Source organism: Peptoniphilus sp. DNF00840 (assembly GCF_001553125.1).
Classification (GTDB): domain Bacteria; phylum Bacillota; class Clostridia; order Tissierellales; family Peptoniphilaceae; genus Peptoniphilus_A; species Peptoniphilus_A vaginalis.
Genome location: NZ_KQ960243.1, coordinates 1 through 19,682, shown reverse-complemented (window position 1 = coordinate 19,682; position 19,682 = coordinate 1). Strand labels below are relative to the sequence as shown.

The 19,682-nt window shown below is 35.9% G+C and carries 11 protein-coding genes; 4 read left to right on the top strand and 7 right to left on the bottom strand.

Translation table 11 applies throughout. From position 1 onward, the window contains the following. Nucleotides 1-110: 110 nt before the first annotated feature. A complete protein-coding gene (locus HMPREF1864_RS07150) occupies nt 111-827 on the bottom strand; it encodes a hypothetical protein (protein WP_062572112.1) in 717 nt (238 codons plus the stop codon). 158 nt (nt 828-985) lie between these two features. Here HMPREF1864_RS07150 and glsA point away from each other — a divergent pair, with 158 nt between their 5' ends. From glsA to HMPREF1864_RS07135, 3 genes are all read left to right on the top strand, one after another. After that, nucleotides 986-1,915: a glutaminase A gene (gene glsA / locus HMPREF1864_RS07145; RefSeq protein WP_062572111.1), complete on the top strand. Its 930-nt coding sequence runs from the start codon at nt 986-988 to the stop codon at nt 1,913-1,915. 9 nt (nt 1,916-1,924) lie between these two features. Beyond that, nucleotides 1,925-3,394, top strand: a complete 1,470-nt coding sequence (locus HMPREF1864_RS07140) for an alanine/glycine:cation symporter family protein (protein ID WP_156435963.1) — start codon at nt 1,925-1,927, stop codon at nt 3,392-3,394. A gap of 148 nt (nt 3,395-3,542) precedes the next feature. Further along, nucleotides 3,543-3,893: a phage holin family protein gene (locus HMPREF1864_RS07135; protein ID WP_062572110.1), complete on the top strand. Its 351-nt coding sequence runs from the start codon at nt 3,543-3,545 to the stop codon at nt 3,891-3,893. A gap of 47 nt (nt 3,894-3,940) precedes the next feature. On the opposite strand, the gene HMPREF1864_RS07130 is transcribed toward HMPREF1864_RS07135, so the two are convergent. The 6 genes from HMPREF1864_RS07130 to HMPREF1864_RS07105 form a co-directional block, all read right to left on the bottom strand. Further along, complete coding sequence (locus tag HMPREF1864_RS07130) at nt 3,941-4,246, bottom strand: DUF4298 domain-containing protein (protein ID WP_062572109.1); 306 nt, start codon at nt 4,244-4,246, stop codon at nt 3,941-3,943. Between the two features lie 149 nt (nt 4,247-4,395). Then, nucleotides 4,396-5,577: an amidohydrolase gene (locus HMPREF1864_RS07125; protein ID WP_062572108.1), complete on the bottom strand. Its 1,182-nt coding sequence runs from the start codon at nt 5,575-5,577 to the stop codon at nt 4,396-4,398. Nucleotides 5,578-5,682: 105 nt separating this feature from the next. Then, the gene (locus HMPREF1864_RS07120; protein WP_062572107.1) at nt 5,683-9,351 is read right to left on the bottom strand and encodes a phosphoribosylformylglycinamidine synthase; all 3,669 of its coding nucleotides are present in this window, start codon (nt 9,349-9,351) and stop codon (nt 5,683-5,685) included. Beyond that, nucleotides 9,341-10,702 (bottom strand): amidophosphoribosyltransferase, encoded by a 1,362-nt coding sequence (purF, locus tag HMPREF1864_RS07115; RefSeq protein ID WP_062572106.1) that lies wholly within the window; start codon nt 10,700-10,702, stop codon nt 9,341-9,343. Before purF ends, HMPREF1864_RS07120 begins: the two co-directional genes overlap by 11 nt. A 320-nt stretch (nt 10,703-11,022) precedes the next feature. Next, a complete protein-coding gene (mprF, locus tag HMPREF1864_RS07110; protein ID WP_062572105.1) occupies nt 11,023-13,542 on the bottom strand; it encodes a bifunctional lysylphosphatidylglycerol flippase/synthetase MprF in 2,520 nt (839 codons plus the stop codon). Next, the gene (locus tag HMPREF1864_RS07105) at nt 13,539-14,255 is read right to left on the bottom strand and encodes an alpha/beta fold hydrolase (protein ID WP_062572104.1); all 717 of its coding nucleotides are present in this window, start codon (nt 14,253-14,255) and stop codon (nt 13,539-13,541) included. The genes mprF and HMPREF1864_RS07105 overlap by 4 nt, the downstream gene beginning before the upstream one ends. A gap of 208 nt (nt 14,256-14,463) precedes the next feature. Here HMPREF1864_RS07105 and HMPREF1864_RS07100 point away from each other — a divergent pair. After that, nucleotides 14,464-19,682, top strand: a 5,219-nt coding sequence (locus HMPREF1864_RS07100) for an S-layer homology domain-containing protein (RefSeq protein ID WP_197415086.1), incomplete at its 3' end; no start/stop codon positions are given.

Below are 19,682 nucleotides of genomic sequence, written 5' to 3'. Positions count from 1 at the left end.
TTTTTTGCCTGCTTTGTCATCAGTCTGAAGAGACTTATGAGAGTCTCTTTTTTATTTGTTTTTCTTTGAAATAAAAAATGCCACATTAACAAGTGGCAAATTTTTATAATTTAATTTTTATTTCCCATGACTTCTTCGTAAATTTCCTCTGACCTATCGAGGTAGATGTCAGATAGGCTGGCACGGAATGTTGGTGTACAAAAGAAGAGAGCAATAACAGCAATTACTCCAAATATTAGTGCAATTTGACCTGCTACGGGAGTAAATAATAATACAACAATTACAATGGCTGTAGATATCAAAGTAATCTTATAGGCCTTAACGCCTGCCATAAAGCTTTCAGAAAATAACTTTATACCTGCCTTAACAATAAGCTTAAGGCTTTTAAAAAAGGCCAGGTCTCTGTATCTATCATCTGCCATGAAGAAATTCATGTAGGCAAAAAGAAGCGATGTGAAAATTATTGCTAGGGTAAATAAAACTACAAAGCTTACAAATACTTTGGGATTTTCAACTGAATAAGAAGTAAATAAAAATCCTGCTCCTGAGGCAAGCATTGCAAGGGTAAGTAGGATCACAGCAATGGCTCCCGCCAAGATATTCATTAAAAAGACCTTGCCTGTCATAGTCTTTATTCCACTTATATAATCAGAAAAACTTCCCTCTCTATTATAAAGAAGTCCCCTGCAAATTATGTAGTCAAAAATAAAAGACACGAAGCCAGCAATAATTAAAAGGTTGCCGTCAAAAATATTTTGCAAGATACCCTCAAGTATTGCATCGACTATAAGAATTAATAGAATAGATACGTAATTGTACTTTCTCATTAAACCATCTCCTTAGATCTTTTTATAAAATAATTTTATCACAAATTTGTAAATTCCGTAATTCTTAAATCAATTAATTATTAAACCAAAAAAATATTGAAACCGATTTCTTTTTTATGCTATAATATTTTTCCAAGTTCAACAATAGGAGGTGAATTATGTTTTTAAAAAGAGAAGAAATAGTGAAAAAAATTGAAAAATCCATAAAGAAAAGTGAAAGATTTATTGGAGAGGGTGAGCTAGCAACTTACATACCAGAACTTGCCAATGTTGATCCAAATGGATTTGCCTTATCTATTGTAACTACAACAGGAGATGTTTACGACTTCGGTGATATAGACACTGTTTTCTCTATGCAATCTATTTCAAAAGTTATCTCACTTATAATGGCTTTAAAAGATAACACTATACAAGATGTATTTGAAAAAGTTGGGACTGAACCAACTAAATACAAGTTTAACTCTCTAATACCAATAGATGACAAACCATCTAATCCATTAATAAACGCTGGTGCCATTACAACAGCATCTTTAATAGTTGGTAAAGACGTGGACGAAAAGTTCCAAAGAGTTCTTAATTTAGTAAAGAAATTATCAGACAGCGAAAAAATCACTTTCTTAAAAGAAGTTTACTCATCTGAAATGGAAACTACTGATGTCAACAAATCAATTGCCTATTACCTACGAAGCAAAAAAATCTTTTCTTTAAATGCCGATGAAGTTCTAGACCTATATATAAGAAATTGTTCCATAGGAATTAATGCAAGTGAACTTGCTCATCTTGGAGCAGTTTTAGCTAATGGTGGTTCTGATCTTGTAACAGGCGACGAAATGGTTTCAAAAGAAGCAGTTAAAATTGTCCTTGCACAAATGGCATCCTGCGGTATGTATGAAGAAAGTGGAGAATTCCTTCTAAACGTTGGAATTCCATCAAAGAGTGGGGTCAGCGGAGCAATACTTGGCATCGTACCTGGTAAGTGTGGCATTTGCACTTATTCTCCAAGACTTGATGAGTCAGGAAACTCAATACGTGGCAAGAATCTTTTGAAAATCTTGTCAAACGATCTAAATTTAAACATATTTTTATAAGGAGTAATTATGGGAACTATAATTCAAACTATTCATGACATAGGAAATTTACTTGGGCAAAAAATGTATGCTGATGCCTTCTCAATGACCACTGGCCTTTTGAGTGACACTATTTATACATACTTGCTTATACCACTACTACTTGGAATTGGACTTTTCTACACTTTCAAAATCAAGGGTGGTCAAATAACAAATATTGGACATGCAATAAAGCTAATTTCTAAACCAGCTGAGGATAAAAACTCAATTTCCCCTTTTAAGGCTTTCACAATTTCAGCCGCATCACATATTGGTACTGGTAATATCGTTGGTGTTGCCGCAGCCGTATCTATTGGTGGACCTGGCGCAGTATTTTGGATGTGGGTAACAGCTCTTATTGGAGGAGCATCATCCTTTGTAGAAAATACTCTTGGTCAAGTATTTAAAGAAAGAAACCCTGATGGAACTTTCAAAGGTGGTCCTGCTTTTTACATGGAAAAGGCTCTTGGTAAACCAAAGCTTGCAGCCTTATTCTCCGTTGTAATAGCAGTAGTTTATGGTATTAACTTTAACGCAATGCAAGCTAATACAATCGCTGCTGGATTTAACTCTTCTTTTGGTCTTGACAAAAAAATAGTAGCGTTTGTACTAATAATCCTAGCTGGATTAATTATCTTTGGTGGACTAAGAAGAATCGCTGATGTAACAAGTTTACTTGTACCTTTTATGGCAATTATCTATATGGCAGTTGTACTTTTCATAGTAATAAAGAACATTGCTCTTGTACCACATATGTTTGGTCTAATCTTCAAAGGAGCTTTCTCCCTTAAAGCAGGCTTCGGCGGCTTATTTGGAACAGCAATCCTAAATGGTATTAGACGTGGACTTTTCTCCAATGAAGCTGGAATGGGTGCAGTACCAAACGCATCAGCAGTAGCAGATGTTTCTCACCCTGCAAAACAAGGTCTTATCCAAGCACTTGGAGTTTATCTAGACACAATCCTTGTTTGTTCAGCAACAGCTTTCGTTGTAATCTTATCTGGCGAAGGAATTTATGCATCAGACCTAAAAGGATTAGAAATCACACAAGCAGCCCTTGCAAATGAAGTTGGCGGTTGGTCAAACTACTTCCTAACATTCTGTGTATTGATGTTTGCCTTCTCTTCAATTGTTGGTAACTACTACTACGGAGAAAATAACATCTTAAAGCTAAACTTTGGTAAAAATGCCCTTAATATCTACAGGGTAATTGTCCTTATAGCTGTAATTCTTGGTTGCGTTGGGGACTTCTCAATTGTTTGGAACACAGGAGACGTATTCATGGGTATTATGGCAGTAATCAACTTAGTTGTATTAATATTCTTAGGAAAAATCTCTGTTGGTGTTTACAATGACTATATGAAACAACTTAAAGAAGGAAAAGATCCTGTATTTAACCCAGGCGATGTAAAAGAACTTAAACCTTACATGGATAAAATTACTGCATGGAATAAAAAATAAAAATCGTAAATTGTAGTGTGTACCCTCTTTACTTGGTAAGCAAGTAATGAGGGTATTTTTATATATAAGAAGCTATTCCCATAAAATGATATTACAAAACTCCAGACTGGGGTATAATAAGAATACAATATACATAAAGGAGGAAGACATGAAGAAAATACTTGGCGCTCTAGTGGCAAATGCCTTGTCATTTTACCTACTAGACCTAATGTTTAATAATGTATATTTTGAAAAAGCAAGTGCCTTTGTGGCAATGGCAATAATTTTTTCACTGGTTAACCTTACAATAAAACCAATCCTAAAGGTTTTGTCCTTCCCAATTACACTTTTAACACTGGGCCTATTCTCACTTGTTGTTAACGCAGTGGTCCTTAACCTTGCCTTTAGCCTTGTGCCCGCAGCCCACATCGGAAGCTTTGGGACAGCCTTCTGGGCATCAATAGTCCTAAGCTTTATAAATAATGCCATAAGAGAATTTATAAGCAATAACTTTAACTAAAAATTTTAAAAGAAGCCGTAGGAGAAAAAAATCCTGCGGCTTCTTTATTAACGGTTTTTAATTACATCAGTTGCAAGTTCAAGCATTTCAATGGCAAGGTTAAAGTTTTCGCCAAAGAGGTCGAAGACAGCATCTTCAGAAAGGACTCCACAAAGAAGGTCATCTGGTAACTCACCCTTATCATACCTCTCTAGGTCGTCAAAATATTCTTGAGAGCTGTAATAATTGCTAAGCTTCATATATTCATCTTTGTGGTCAGCAAACTTTTCAATTGAAGCTCTTAGGTCTTCAATCAAAGCATTGTGATCATTTAAAATCTTTTCCATCTCACTAATTCTCTTAACAGGATCCATAACATCCTCCTTTATAAAATAAGAAAAACTCTTTTGCATTTACGATTATAATATAAAACTTTTGTCTAGGAGGGAATTTCTATAAATTTAACCTAAACTTAACAAAAATAGCTGACTCCTAAAAGTGTCAGCTACAAAAATTTATTTTATTAGTCTTCCATTAAATACTTCACTGTTACTGCTGCCATGGTCTTGGCACATACTATCATAGCATCTTCTCTGATGTCAAATTTAGGATTGTGGTTTGCATAGGGTGCGTCTTCTTTTTTTGCTCCTACAAAGTAAAAACAAGATGGCCTTTCCTTTGCGTAGTAGGCAAAATCTTCTGATGCTGTTTGAGGTCCTCCATCGTAAATTTTTTTGACTTCTTTTATATCTGCTTCTTTGATTGCATCTACTACAAGGTCTGTCATGGCTGGGTCATTGTAGAGGACTGGATAGTCGCTTTTGCATTCTACTTGGACTTCCATCCCAAAAGTTTCGCCAATTCCCTTGGCAATTCTTTCTATTTCTCTTTCAATTTTTTCTCTTGTTTCATCTGACATAGACCTTATGTCTCCTGTTAATCTCACAGAGTCCTTTATTATATTAAAGCTTCCTTCTCCCTCAAAGGAACCAATTGTGACAACTCCATTTTCAAAGGGAGACACCCTTCTTGATACAATAGTTTGAACTGCTGTGACAAAGTGTGAAGCTGCAACTATAGAATCATTTGCTAGGTGAGGCATAGATCCATGACCGCCTACCCCTTGGAACTTAATAGAAAACTTTGACCTACCTGTTTGGGTATTGCCCTTGTGGTATTGGACTTCTCCGTAGTCCATTGCTGACATTACGTGAATACCAAATACATTATCCACCCCGTCAAGGACCCCAGCTTCAATCATTTGCTTTGCTCCTCCTGGAGGTGTCTCTTCTGCGTGTTGGTGGATAATTACAATCTTACCCCTTAGTTGGTCTTTCTTTTCTCGCAAGATGTCTGCCAAAACCATTAGGTAGGCTGTGTGGGCATCGTGACCACAAGCGTGCATTACTCCTTCATTTTTTGATGCAAAGGGAAGTCCTGTCTCTTCTTGAATTGGAAGGGCGTCAAAGTCTGCCCTAAGTCCAATAGTCTTGCCAGGCTTACCTGTGTCAATGACAACCCTAAGTCCATTGCCTCCCATATTTTTTGTGACTTCCACATCCTTGCCCTTGTAGTAGTCAGCGATGTATTTTGCAGTTTCAACTTCTTCAAAGGAAAGCTCTGGGTTCTCATGAATGTGGCGACGGTGTTCTACCATCTCATCTTGTCTCTTATCTATTTCGTCAAAAATTTCTTTAAGTAACATATTCTCCCCCTCTTTAATTTTTATTTGACTAAATTATACTCCTAAAAATTTGCATTTAAAAGGGACTAGAAAACTAGCCCCACTTAATTTTATAAATTTTTAAACTTAGTCTTTCTTAAAGAACTCTACTCCTCCTGTGAAGATGTCTTCAAGTTCCATATCCCTAATGTTCTTAAATGTGTTTTCTACAAATCTTTCGCTGTGTCCCATCTTGCCAAGGATTTTTCCGTCTTCTGACATTAGTGCTTCTACGTTTAATGCTGAACCATTTGGTGCATCTGCGTAGCAAAGAGCAACTTGTTCCTTGTCTAAGATTTCCTTGATAGCTTCTTCACTTGCAATGAATCTTCCTTCTCCATGAGAAATTGGAACCTTATAAGTTTTGCCTTCTTCTAGTTTTACAAGCCATGGTGAATTGTTGGACATGACAACTGTGTCCACAACTCTTGCAATGTGTCTTGAGCAAGTGTTGTATGTTAAAGTTGGATCGTCTTCTTCAAGGTCCTTGATCTTGCCATAAGGAAGGAGTCCTGTCTTAACTAGGGCTTGGAAGCCGTTACAAATTCCAAGGATTAGTCCGTCGTTAACTTCTAATAGAGTTTCGATTGCCTTCTTAACTTTTTCTGACCTAATTACATTGGCGATAAATTTACCGGATCCACCTGGCTCATCTCCTAGTGAGAAGCCTCCAGGTATTGCAAGGATTTGTGCCTTATAAATTTTTTCTGCCAATTCCTCTATAGATTCTTGAAGGGCCTTGTCGTCCTTGTTCCTAAAGATTACAACTTCTGCTTTTGCTCCAGCTCTTTCAAAGGCTCTTGCTGTATCGTATTCTGAGTTTGTGCCAGGGAAGGCTGGTATAACAACCTTAACCTCATCAACTGGCTTCTTAGACTTCATCCTTCTCTTTGGAGCCTTAGCTTGGTCAATCTTTTCTAATTTATGTGAGTCAAGTGGCTTGAAGATTTTATCCATTCTTGTGAGATATGCCTTAGATAACTTTTCTATATCTAGTTTTTCTCCGTTAACAATCATTTCATCTTCTTTAAAATCACCTAGTTTTTCTATGAAGTCCCTGTCTTCTAGGTACTCAACTATAAAGGATCCGTAAAGTGGTGAGTAAAGGTCATCTAGTTTTATGTCAAAGCCCACATTGTCTATTGCCATTTCAAAAATTTGTGGAAGGCTTCCCTTGTGAGTTATAGCTGCGGCAGAAATTATATTTCCTCCTTCAATTTCTTTTTGAAGATTTAAGAAATTTTCTTTTGCCATATCAAGGTCAAGTGCCCCAATGTCATCTCTCTTAGTTCTTATAAGACCAAGCTTGCCCTTGCCCTTAAATTCTGGACTGATGATGTTTTTCGCATCCACAGTATTCACTGCAAAGGAAATTAGAGTTGGTGGAACATTTATGTCTTCGAAGCTTCCACTCATGGAGTCCTTGCCCCCAATTGGTGGTGCGTCAAAGAATCTTGATGCCTTTAGGGCTCCAAGAAGTGACTTAAGTGGTTTTGACCATGCCTTCTTGTTGTCCATCCTTTCATAGAATTCTTGGAAGGAAAGTCTAATGCCCTCTAGTGGCGCTCCTGCTGCCACAAGTTTTGCAATTGATTCAACTACTGCATAGTAGCCACCAAGAAATTGTGATTCAAAAGATAATTCTGGATTAAATCCATAGGACATAACTGAAGCTGTTTTTGATTCGCCATCATCTGTTGGGATAAGGGCTGCCATAACTTGGGCTGGTGTGTTTTGCTTTTTGCCCCCAAGAGGTTGCAAGACTGTTGATGCGCCTACTGATGAGTCAAAGAGCTCAATCATATTCCTCTTAGAAGTTATATTTAAGTCTTGTAAATATTTTTCAAGTTCTTCTAGTCCATCTTTCTTGTTTAAGAATTTTGGAAGGTCTTCACTTACAACTTCAACTTCTTCAAACCTCTTTGCTCCAGTTTGGTTTACAAAGTCGTAACTCATATCGCAGATAAGTTCATCCTTGTAGTACATCTTTAATCTCTTGTCGCCAGTTACCCTAGCAACTAAGGTAGCTTCAAGATTTTCCCTCTCAGCAAGTTCCATAAACTTGTCTACGTCGTCTTTGTCTATAACAACTGCCATTCTCTCTTGAGATTCTGAAATTGCAATTTCTCTTGGCTTTAGTCCCATGTACTTTAGGGGAACCTTGTCAAGTTTTACTTCGATGGAGTCAGCAAGCTCGCCAATAGCAACTGAAACTCCACCTGCACCGAAGTCGTTACACTTTTTGATTAGCTTTGCTGCTTCAGGATTTCTAAATAGTCTTTGGATTTTTCTTTCTTCTGGAGCGTTACCCTTTTGCACTTGGGCAGATTCTGTTTCAATAGATGAAACCTTGTGGGACTTTGATGAGCCAGTTGCTCCACCAATGCCATCTCTACCAGTCCTTCCACCAAGAAGGATAACTACATCTCCTTCAGTAGGTTCGATTCTCTTTACATTTTCAAGAGGACAAGCTGCTATAACTGCACCAGTTTCCATCCTCTTTGCCACATAACCTGGGTGGTATAATTCGTCAACAAGTCCAGTTGCAACTCCAACTTGGTTGCCGTAAGAAGAGTAGCCAAGTGCTGCTTCTGTGACAATTTTCTTTTGTGGCAATTTTCCCTTAAGAGTTTTTTCAATTGGAGTAAAAGGATCTCCTGCTCCAGTTACCCTCATGGCTTGGTAAACATAAGACCTGCCAGAAAGTGGGTCTCTTATAGCACCACCAAGACAAGTTGATGCACCGCCAACGGGTTCAATTTCTGTTGGGTGGTTGTGGGTTTCATTCTTAAACATAAGTAGGTAGTCATGGTCTTCTAGCTTGCCCTCAACTTCTACCTTTGCCTTGATCTTTACAGAGCAGGCATTTATTTCAGATGAAACTTCTAGGTCGTCTAGCTTTCCATTTTTTCTAAGTTCCTTGGATAAAATTGTGCCAAGTCCCATTAGGGTAACTGGCTTTTTAACTCCAAGTTCTTCTCTCATCTTTAAATAGTCGTCAAAAACTCTTTTGATTTCTTTATCAAGTTCAGTAACAACATTAAAGTCAACATCAAGCTCTGTGTTAAAAGTTGTATGCCTGCAGTGGTCAGACCAATAAGTATCAATTATTGCCACTTCAGTTTCATTTGGGTCCCTGTTTTCTGACTTGAAGTAGTCTTGCAATACCTCTAAGTCTTCTGGACTCATGGCAAGGGACTTTTCTTCAACAAACTTAATAAGTCCGTCCTTGTCAAGTTTATTAAAACCTTCATATACTTGGTTTTCGTGATTTTCCTTTGCATCTTCCCTAAGTTCAGTTTCCTTATATACGTCAACTTCTTGGGAGTCAACAGGATTAATTAAGAAGGCCTTAATCTTTTCAAGGTCAGCTTGACTTACTCCTCCAATGTCATAAACTTCTGTGACCTTGGCTCTTAGCTTTTCGTCAGTGAAAAGGGCAAGAGTTTGGATAAGTCCCTCTTCTCTGTTGTCAAATTGTCCTGCTTGGTATTGGATTCCAATAGGATTTTCAAAGGAAGCTTCTAATTTTTTGTAGTCTTCATAATAAACTTCTTCTACTGGAGCTTCATAAAAAACGCTGGCTAAAGTTTTTTCTAGGCTTTCGTCTTTTATGTCTACATCATATCTCCTGTAGGTTTTTATATAAGTAGTTTCGATTCCAAGAGAGTTTTTAATTTCTTCTCTTAGGGCCTTTGATTGGTGGTCAAATTCATTTTTCTTGCAGATATAAATTCTCTTAACATTATTTTTCATCTTGAACTAACTCCTTTGGCTCCACTGCGTAAGTTCCATTAAAGCAAGCTTCGCAGAATTTATTTTCTTTCATCAAAGTAGCATTTAACATTCCCTCCATAGATATAAAGGCAAGGGAATCTGCTCCAATCTTCTTCCTCATTTCTTCCACAGAATAATTTGCAGCAATAAGTTTTTGTCTGGAAGGTGTGTCAATTCCATAGTAGCAAGGGAACTTTACTGGAGGAGAAACTATTCTCATGTGGACTTCCTTGGCTCCAGCCTTTTTCATTCTCTTGATAAGATTTTTTGAAGTTGTTCCTCTTACAATGGAGTCATCAACTAGGATAATTTTCTTTCCCTTTAAAACAGTTTCAAGAGGGTTGAGTTTTAATTTTACAGAAAGCTCTCTTTCTTCAGCAGTTGGTTTTATAAAAGTCCTTCCCATATACCTGTTCTTTACAAGACCTTCGGCAAAAGGAATTCCAGATTCTTGGGCATAACCCATGGCGGCTGGAGTACCAGAGTCGGGAACTGCAATTACAAGGTCTGCCTCAACAGGAGCTTCTCTTGATAAAATTTCCCCGCACCTTCTCCTAAAGTTGTAGGAATTAACTCCGTCTAAGGTAGCGTCAGTTCTTGCAAAATAAACATATTCAAAGATGCAGTGTTTCTTTTCATCTTTTTCAAAATAGTCTGAGTGAATTCCATCCTTATCCACAACAATAATTTCTGAAGGTTCAACATTTCTTATGGCATCAGTTCCAATAATTTCAAGAGGAGCATTTTCAGAGGCAATTATTACTTCTCCATTTTTTGCCCTGCCAATAAGAAGTGGTCTAAAACCATTTGGGTCCCTAAAGGCAATTAACTTGTCTTCAAAAAGCATTACAACACTGTAGGCTCCCTTTATCCTTGCCATAGTTTTCTTAACTGCTTCCACAATGTCGCCCTTGTAATATTTTGCAACTAATGAAAGGATAACTTCTGTGTCAATAGCAGTTTGAAAAAGCATGCCTTCATCTTCAAGTTCATCCCTAATAGATTGATGGTTCACAAGGTTTCCATTGTGAGCAAGTGCAAACTCCCTGTTCTTTGAAAAGGCAAGTAGGGGTTGTGAGTTGTACTTATAGGATCCACCTGCTGTCGCATAACGAACGTGACCTATACCAACATTTCCCTTTAGCTTTAAAAAACTTTCCTCATCAAAGTTGTCGTAGACAAGTCCCATACCCTTGTCTAATATCATGTCCTTGCCATTAAAAACGCAAATACCTGATGCTTCTTGTCCCCTGTGTTGAAGGGAATTGAGTCCGTAAAATAATTTCTTGCTCACATCATTTTGTGAGTATATCCCAATAACGCCACACATTATTCTTCCACCTCGTTCTTCCTAAAATAAAAATCTTCCATTCTTCCTCCAATTAAAAAAGCTCATCAAAAAGATGAGCCAAAAATACATATTAAAAAATTAGTCGCAAATATAGAGTCTATAAGGCCGTGAAATTTATCCCTAAATAATTTTGAATTCATAGGATATGACAACATAGCTAATAACCTCCATAATGTAATGAATTAATTATATCATAAATTTTTTTATATTGTGGAAATACATTTGAATTTTAAATTTTTCTTGATTAATTATTATCTAGGTCTTAACAAGTTTTTTCTTATAAGCTTCTAAAAATAATTTTATTCTTCCTTCTTCTTTGCCGCCAAGCTATCCACCATGAAGATGGCAATCATTGTGTAAAGAAGCCAAGACTTCTGTGGATAGGAAAGATAAATTGGTTCCCAGATAGGCTTAAACTTCTCCTTGTAAGCTCGTAGACCTTCAAAGGAGTAGAACTTGTAGCCAAACTTATAGACCAAGTAAGCAATCTTTTCTTCCACAAAACTATTGCTATTGATTCCAACATTGGAGAGTGGTGCCATACCCATTTCAAAATATTTTTTACCCTTGTCCTTAAAGTAGAGGAAGAGATTTAAAAATAAATATTCCATAATGCTGTTGGGAGTTCCCTCTCTATAATACCTCATGAGGTCAATTGTTGCCCAGGTATCTCCAGGGTGGGGCATAATATTTGCAAAGGCAAGGATCTTTCCATCTGCATCTTTTACTATTGCCATGTCACAAAGGCCCAGATAGTCCCTGTCGAAGTAGCCAAGAGAAAATCCCTTTTCCCTTCTTCCTCCAAGCCAGTCATTTGAAATTTCTTCAAGAGTATCTAAGAAGTCCTTGTCAAAGGGACCACTTACTACTTCAAAAGTGTAAGAGTTCTTTTCAAATTTTGACATTACATTTCTTTGTGACTTGTGGTCACGACCCTCCAAGCTAAATTCTTCTAGGTCAATGGATGCAGTTTCACCAAACTTTATAAAGGAGAAGCCAAAGTCATGAAGCTTAATAGTTTCTTCTTCTCCAACTTCATAAAAAATTGCCTTGTAACCATAGAGGTCTGCATCACTTACAAATTTTTCAAGTAGCTTCTTGTAGTCCTCCTTCTTGCCAAAGGGTGAGCCCATGACAATAACCCTATCCCAGTAGGTGTAAAGGGATATACCACAAGTTGCCTGACCCTCTTCTTCATAGTAATAAATTTTCTTATCACCAACTAGGGCAAGAGGAGCTTCTGGTCCAGACTCGTAGTCTGATAAAATCTTCATGACCTTGTCTATGTCTAACTCTTCACCTAACTTAACTCTTTCGCCCTTTAAATATCCTATCAAGGTCTTCATTATAAAAATTAAAATCAAGAAGAAGAAGAAAACGTTGAGGAAGGACCTTTCAAAGGGAATCAAGAGAAAGTCCTTGTAGTTTATGGGAGTGAGCCTATAATTTAAAGCCACAAAATAAATTGTCACAAGAGAGATTGATGCAAGGACAAGTAGGTCCAGAGTGAGGGTCTCTGGTGAGTAAACAAATTGCTCTCTTGTTGCCACATCTTTAGTTTTTACACCAAGGTAAATTAATATTAAGATGTATAAAATTTCAATTAAGCCAAAGCCTGAAAAGATTGAATAAATTAAGGCTAGGCTCAAAATTATTAGACTTAGTCTTCCTGCCCTCTTCACTCTTTCCCTCTTAGCTCGTCCCAAAATAATAAAGGCAAGCCCAAAGATTATGCTTGGGAATTGGTAGAGCAAGTTGGCATTTATGGGAGAAAAATTTCTAAGCCAATGAAACTTTGACAGCTCGTCGGGAATTGTGGATGAAAAAATCATAAAGACCCCACCAAGGTAGAGCATGAGAGAAAAGAGATCAAGACCCAGAGACTTTATTATTCTCGAGGGAATTTTGTCATTCTTCTCATCAAAGATAGATCCCAAGTCATGAACAAAAAATACTGCACCTAGCATAAAGGGAAGGATGTAGTAAAAGAGTCTGTACAAGAGAAGCCAGGATAAAATTAAATCTGTTTCAATCCCAAAGGACTTTAAGGCACCTAGGATAACAAGTTCAAAGGATCCCAAACCACCTGGTATAAAGGAAGCAAGACCAAGGATGCATCCAATTACAAAAACTCCAATGACCTTAAATACACTAAGTCTTACACCAAGAAAAAGTCCTATTGTGTAGAAGAAAAGACTTGCACAGGTCCATTCAACAAGGGAAACCAAGGACACGTCTCTTGCGTATTTTTTGGAAATGGAAAAATCTCCATCATTTTTAAATTTTGAAACAAAAAACAAAACTGGATAGTAGAGGATTGCTCCAAAAAGCCAAGGGCTATAGTGGAGGAGAACTTCCTCTCTTGATATGAGTATATAAATTAGGGACAAGAATGCCCAGATTGATAGACCTGCTATGTCAAACAAGAGGGACTTAACTAAAAACTTTAAAAGATTTTTGTCCTCCTTGCCCTGTCCATAGTATCTTATCCTAAGACCGAGATTTATAACTCCGCCAAAGCCTATTAGGTTGTTAAAGGAGTTAACTGTAATAGACCTTTTGATTATGTAGGACTTCTTCCTGTCCAGTTTCAAGAAGTCACTTAACAAGATGTCATAAAATATCATTGGGGATACGGCAAGAAAACCCAAGACTCCCATAGCAAAAACTTTTACCAAGGAAAGTTGATAAAAGATTGCTGAAATTTCTTCTAAGGAAATCTCCCTTCTTAGTTTTGTAAATTCAAGGACAACAAGTAATATGACCCCGCCAAGGAAGATGGGCCTTATCCAAGATAATATTTTTTTTAAATTCTTCATTTCTTCACCTCTTTTTTTAAAAAATCAAGGACCACCTTGTTGTACTCCTTGGGGTTTGACCTGGCAACCTTGTGACCGTGATTTTTTATAATGTATAATTTAGATTTTTTTATTTTTTTAGCAATTTTATAAAAGTTCTCAAGATAAATTAAGTCCCTTTCTCCAGCCAAAATTAAAACTGGGAAGTCAAACTTCTCGTAGTCCGAGTCCTTTATCTTTAGCTTAGAAAAAATCAATGAGTAGACAGAGAAATAATATTCAAGACTTGTGAAGATCTTGGATAAAAACAATAAGTTGTAGTAAAAAATATAAGATAAAATCCTTGGTATCAACTTGACTTGAGAAAATTCTTTGTTGGGAGAATTTAAAATAAGTCTTTTAACCCTATTTGGAAAATTCTTGGCAAAGGTTAGGGCAAGATTTGCTCCATCAGAAAAGCCGAGAAGGTTTATCTTATTAATTTTTAAAAAGTCCAAGACATCTAGGACATCAAGAGATAGGTCCTCCATATTTAAGTCCTTAGACCTGTCACTCTTCCCGTGACCTCTTGTATCCATGGCGATTACTCTGTAAATTTTTTTAAATTCCTTTATTTGCTTTTCAAAAAAATTGGAATCATCGCCGTTGCCATGAAGGAGAAGAAGGTCCTCGCCCTCTCCAAGAATTTTTACAAAAATCCTTGCACCGTCACGAACTCTAATAAATTTTTCCATACCATCACCTCACTCGTCCCTCTCTACTTGACCTATTGTACCACTATTTTCTTATTTTTTCTTAAAAGAAGCTTATATTCTATTAGTCATACGGAATCAAATTATAAATGTCTAAAAATTTTTTAAGATGCTTTTATATTTATTGCTTACAAAAAATAATTTTGCTAAAATATCTACCGATAATATTTATCAATTTAGGGAGGACACAATGATTAAAAAAACATCTGTGATTTTTATCTTGTGCTTAACGCTTTTATTCAATTCAATAAGTGTATTTGCACAAGCTACAAATGACAAAAAAGTAAGTTTAAAACTAGAGCATAAGTATGATAAATATATGGAATTTTCCATAGAGCCAAAGGAGACCATAGATAAAATTTCGGGCATAATGACTGACACGGTTTTTAAGCACGAAAAAATTTCAAAGAATTACATCGGTTGGACTTTTGGAAAAAAGGGTTATGCTATTGAAAATGGAAAACTCTACATAGAGACTATTAAGAACAAACATACTATAACTCTTGAGCTAAATGATGGAAGAAAGCTTCATTTTATCCTAAAGGATGGCAAGTGCGAAAGCATAGACCTAGCACATCCACCAAAGGGAAAAATTCACTTAAAGCTAGAGGGTTATTTTGAAGGTGCTCTTGTGGGACAAAGAAAGTATGATGCAGTAAGTGCATCAACTGGAGCTGCAAGTGACAACAAGAACTCCGACATAAAAGTCTATGGTCAAATAACCGAAGAAAACCAAGCTCCTAATCCAAAAGCTTGGAAAGAGCTTTCCAAATCTGATATAGAAGTTGATAAGGGCTTAACAAAAATAACTTTAGACCCTAAGTCTGGAATGAAAGCTAACTTTAACGCTTCGGACTCTTCAATTACCCTAGCAGGTGAACCAAAAAATGTTGGTGACTATCCTGTAAAGGTAGAACTAGTTGATATATATGGAAGAAGGGCTACTAGTAATGCTGCTTGGTTCTCTGTTTCTGATATAAAATCAACTTACCTAGACAAGGTTATGAAGGATGTAAATACAAAACTTAAAACAACTCAAAATAACAAGGTCTTATTCAATCAAGAACCTTGGTATATTGGTTATTTCAATGAAAATAATAAGGGAGCTAATCAATCCTTTACTGTTCCCAAGAACATAAATCTATGGCTAGGATCTCATGAAAGTGGAACCTATGGACAATTAGGATTGATTTTGCCAATAAGTGAAAATCCAAATAGAGAGAAATTCCAATATAGACCTGATGAGGAAAGAATTCCTATTCAAAATTTCATCCTAGAAGAAGGAACTAATCTTACACTTGTAAATATGAAGGTCTTCTCTGGAGTAAATATAATTGTAAAAAAAGGTGCTACTTTAAATGTTCATGATTCATCAATTTATGGAAGAATAACAGTTGATGGCGGTAGACTTAGGATAAACTACGATCCTAAGGGAACTTTTAAAGGTGAACTTGGAAAATCTTCAGGTGCAAAAGTTGTTTCTGGATCATCTATCCAAGGACAAATCATCCTAAAGGATGGAGCGGTTTTGGAAAGCTCTTATATTTATTCAAATACAAATAATTTGACAGATGCCAATAAGGCTATAAGAAACACAAGACCTGTTGTCCTTGTTAAGGGTAAGGCCTTTATAAAGGGAAATGTTTTTGTAAAAGGAGATGAATCTCCAACAGGAAGCGAAGCAAATGGCTTGCCTTATAGGGGTCAAACTGGTATGGAAATTGATGGTGGATCTCTTACTGTCTTAAAGGATTCAAATCTTTATGTATATGGTGGTGGAACCGCTGCAACTACATCTCGTGGTGGTAATGCCCTTGTTCTTAAAAATAAGGGTAAAGTTTTAGGTGACGGAGGTCTTGCCCTTATGGGTGGAACTGGTCAAACTGGAGAAGGTGGCTACGCTGCTTGTGGAGATGGAATAATCTCTACAAAGTCTGCTTACCTAAGAGGTGGAAATGGAAACACTGAAACACCTGCAAAGGAAAATAGTGTTAAAATAACAAAAAATGTTATAGGAAGTATCAATAACGGTAAAAATGGAACCGGCAAAGTAGCAGAAGAATATCCTGAGTTCTGGGGACACAGTTCTATTCCTAAGATATTAGATGAGAAGAAAATAGGAAGTAATCTTATCAATCCATCAGGAGATAATAAAATTGAAGGCGAAACTCCACCTGCTTTTGAAGACAAAAAACCAGGCAAATTCCTAAAAAGAGTTGAACTTGTTACTAATCCTTTCCACAACAAATCAACACAAATAAATGGAAAAAGCGACGACTCAAAGGAATGGATAAATAAATTAGCTAAGGGCGAGGGAGAGGTTAAACTTGGAGAGGAAAAGTTAAGCCTTGTTAAAGATGAAGTTCTTGGACAAAAGGGCTATAAGGTCGAAGGTGATTTCCTTTATGTTTATGGAATTAAGATTGGTGATACAGTTAATATAAACGTCCCTGGTTATATTCCAATAATTTTAGATGCAATTGCAAATTCAAATCCTAACATTGCATATATGTTAGTTCTCCATAAGGGAGAAAAGGAAGAAAGACCTTATCTTCCTGAAAAAGAGGTTGATATTTCAGATGAAAGTGTCAATGCTGCAAAAAATTATATTAAGGATATTACAATAAATGAATCTGCCCTAAATCAACCAGGTGTAAATATTGATAAAAATTCTTCAACTATAGGTGATTTCAAAACTGCAATTAAAGAAGCTAAGGAACTTGCTAACAAAACAAGTCTTAACGATAAAGAAAAGAAGGAACTTGTTTCTTACTTCAATAATAAGTTTGAAGAACAAACAAAAAATATTAAACTGGATATGAATCTAGAAGATAAAAAAGTTATAACTAATAAATATGATAACCGTAGGCTCCATGCACAATTAAATGATGGAAAAGTAAGTTACTCCTCTGAGTTGCAAAATCTATCCAAGGACTCCTATCCTAAACTTACAATTTATAGGATTGATAAAAACTCCTATGAAACAAGACAAAATTTAGATGCAACTTCTGTGGCAACTGTTCCAAAATTTGAAAATCACATTTTAGATGGAAAATACTATGACATTAAGAAGCTTCCAAATAACAATCAAGATAGGACTTCTGTGACAAGCAATAAATATGAAATAAGTATTAAAGAAAATGAATTAAAAAAAGGCTTTCCAAATACGGAACTTTTAAAAATTGTTTTCTCTGTAGAACTTGCTAATGGCATTGAAGCAAAAAGCTCTGACTTTGTATTTCTAAATGACACAAATACTGAAGATAAGCCTAGTGAAAATCCATCAAGAGAAAATAACAATACTTCAATTGTAGAAGAAAAAGATCCTATTAAAGAAGAGGTAAATAAAAATATTTCCAAGCCAAAGACAGAATCCACAGGTCATTATGAATACAGGCTAACAAAAAAATATTCGCCAACAAAAGTTAAGCATACTAAAAAGACTTCTCAAAAATCTTTTATAGCTGGCTATCCTAATGGATTATTTAAACCAGATAGTTCTGTCACAAGAGCTGAAGCTGCTCAAATGCTTTGGGTCTTAGAAAATGCCACTGCATCAAATTTAAAAGCAGATTTTAAGGACACAAAAGACTCTTGGTACAACCAAGCTCTTAACTATACAAGATCTAAGGGAATGTTGCTTGCTAAGGATGGTAATATTAGGCCTGATGTCCCTATGACTAGGGGAGAATTTGTTAGAATGTTATACCCTCTTCTAGCAGATAAGTCAGGTGGACCAAGATTTAATGATATTGCAGGTCATGAGTTTGAAGCCGCAATATTAAGAGCCAGTGCCAATGGAATAATAAAGGGCTATCCAGATGGAAGCTTTAAACCTGATGGAAAAGTCACAAGAGCAGAAACAGTTACTATGCTTAATAAATTATCTAATAAATATTTGACATTAGATGACTTAAAGAAAAATAATTCTAAAATAAAAGAATTTTCTGATGTTAAAAAATCTCATTGGGCATACTTGCAAATTATGTCAGCTGTAAACTACTCTATCATAAATGAAGTTACAGAAACTTATTACACTTATAAGGATGGATATGAAGAATCTTGGGACAAGGTTTGGGTTGAAAATTCTAATGAAGTTTCTGAAGATAAGGACCAAAATAATAAACCAGATTCAAATGCAAAAAAGGATTATATTGAAAGTAAATTAGATGACAAAACTTCTAATGTTAATATCGAAGGAAAATTTACTAAAGAAGCAAAGCTTGTTGTTGTAGATAAATCCACTACAAAAGATGGTAAGCTTACAATAACAATTCCTGAAACTATTTTAAAGGATTATAAAACTTTAAAACCTGCACAAGACAAGCTTTATGAAATCGTAAAATCCTTTGATATAAAAATACTTGGCGACTATCAAGGAAAACTTAAAATAAACTTGCCTGTTGGTGAAGAAAACAATGGAAGAAGGGCTATTATAAAGCACCTTTCAAAGAATGGTTTAAAAACTTATACATCAACTGTCGAAAAGGGCAGCGTAAGCTTTGAAGTAGATAGCCTATCACCTTTTGTTGTTATAGTCGAAAAGGATAAAGTTGATAAGGAACTTGTAAATCTAAAGAAACAACTCCAAGAAAAAATTGATCTTGCAAAGGCAAAAGATGAAACTAAGTTTACAAAAAAATCCTTTGATGCCTTGAAAGCCGAGATAGCAAAAGCAGACTCCTTAAAAGATTCTAATGATAAGGAAGCTTTAAAAGTGGCCTTAAAAGACTTGCAAAATTCACTTGACTCTTTGATAACAATTGGCGATTCATCAATACTAGAGAAAAAGCTAGAAGAAGCCTTTAAACTAACAAAAGATGAATCTTACACAGAAGATTCAAGGAAAACTTTAGAAAACTTCTTAAATAGCTTTACAGTATATGACTTCGATAATGCTACAGAAGATGATATTAAGCATGAGTTAAAGCTAGTTGAAGAAGCAATTGCTAAACTTGTAAAAAAACCAAGCCAAGTGATGGTAGAAGTATTAATTAATAAGGGTGGCTCTTCAAGTGATAGTCTAAAGGGAATTCTTGGAAAAACTTTCGCAGATTTGACAAGTCCTTCTGGTAGCTACAAGATTGAAAATCCTAGTATGAGTAGTAAAGTCTTCCTTGGTTGGAAAATAAATGATAGCTTAGAACTTTTATCAAGTGAAGCCTTGAATGCAAAAGTCCTTACACAAGATATGGTTAAGGATGGAAAAATTAAAATTTCTGCTGAGTTTAAAGATGAAGTTAAGCCTTCACAAAAAGACGCTAAGACACCTAAGTTTATATTAGATAAGAAAAATAAGGCAATTGCCATAGACAGAAATAATGAAGACACAATTGCTTGGCTTAACCTTCTAAAAGGCTCTACTGTTAGCCTTTCTATATATCCTAGTGGAGAAAAACTAAATTATAC

Excerpts from the sequence above, each read along its gene's own strand:
- HMPREF1864_RS07150 (WP_062572112.1), bottom strand. The coding sequence starts at position 827 with ATGAGAAAGTACAATTACGTATCTATTCTATTAATTCTTATAGTCGAT.
- glsA (WP_062572111.1), top strand. The coding sequence starts at position 986 with ATGTTTTTAAAAAGAGAAGAAATAGTGAAAAAAATTGAAAAATCCATA.
- HMPREF1864_RS07140 (WP_156435963.1), top strand. The coding sequence starts at position 1,925 with ATGGGAACTATAATTCAAACTATTCATGACATAGGAAATTTACTTGGG.
- HMPREF1864_RS07135 (WP_062572110.1), top strand. The coding sequence starts at position 3,543 with ATGAAGAAAATACTTGGCGCTCTAGTGGCAAATGCCTTGTCATTTTAC.
- HMPREF1864_RS07130 (WP_062572109.1), bottom strand. The coding sequence starts at position 4,246 with ATGGATCCTGTTAAGAGAATTAGTGAGATGGAAAAGATTTTAAATGAT.
- HMPREF1864_RS07125 (WP_062572108.1), bottom strand. The coding sequence starts at position 5,577 with ATGTTACTTAAAGAAATTTTTGACGAAATAGATAAGAGACAAGATGAG.
- HMPREF1864_RS07120 (WP_062572107.1), bottom strand. The coding sequence starts at position 9,351 with ATGAAAAATAATGTTAAGAGAATTTATATCTGCAAGAAAAATGAATTT.
- purF (WP_062572106.1), bottom strand. The coding sequence starts at position 10,702 with ATGTGTGGCGTTATTGGGATATACTCACAAAATGATGTGAGCAAGAAA.
- mprF (WP_062572105.1), bottom strand. The coding sequence starts at position 13,542 with ATGAAGAATTTAAAAAAAATATTATCTTGGATAAGGCCCATCTTCCTT.
- HMPREF1864_RS07105 (WP_062572104.1), bottom strand. The coding sequence starts at position 14,255 with ATGGAAAAATTTATTAGAGTTCGTGACGGTGCAAGGATTTTTGTAAAA.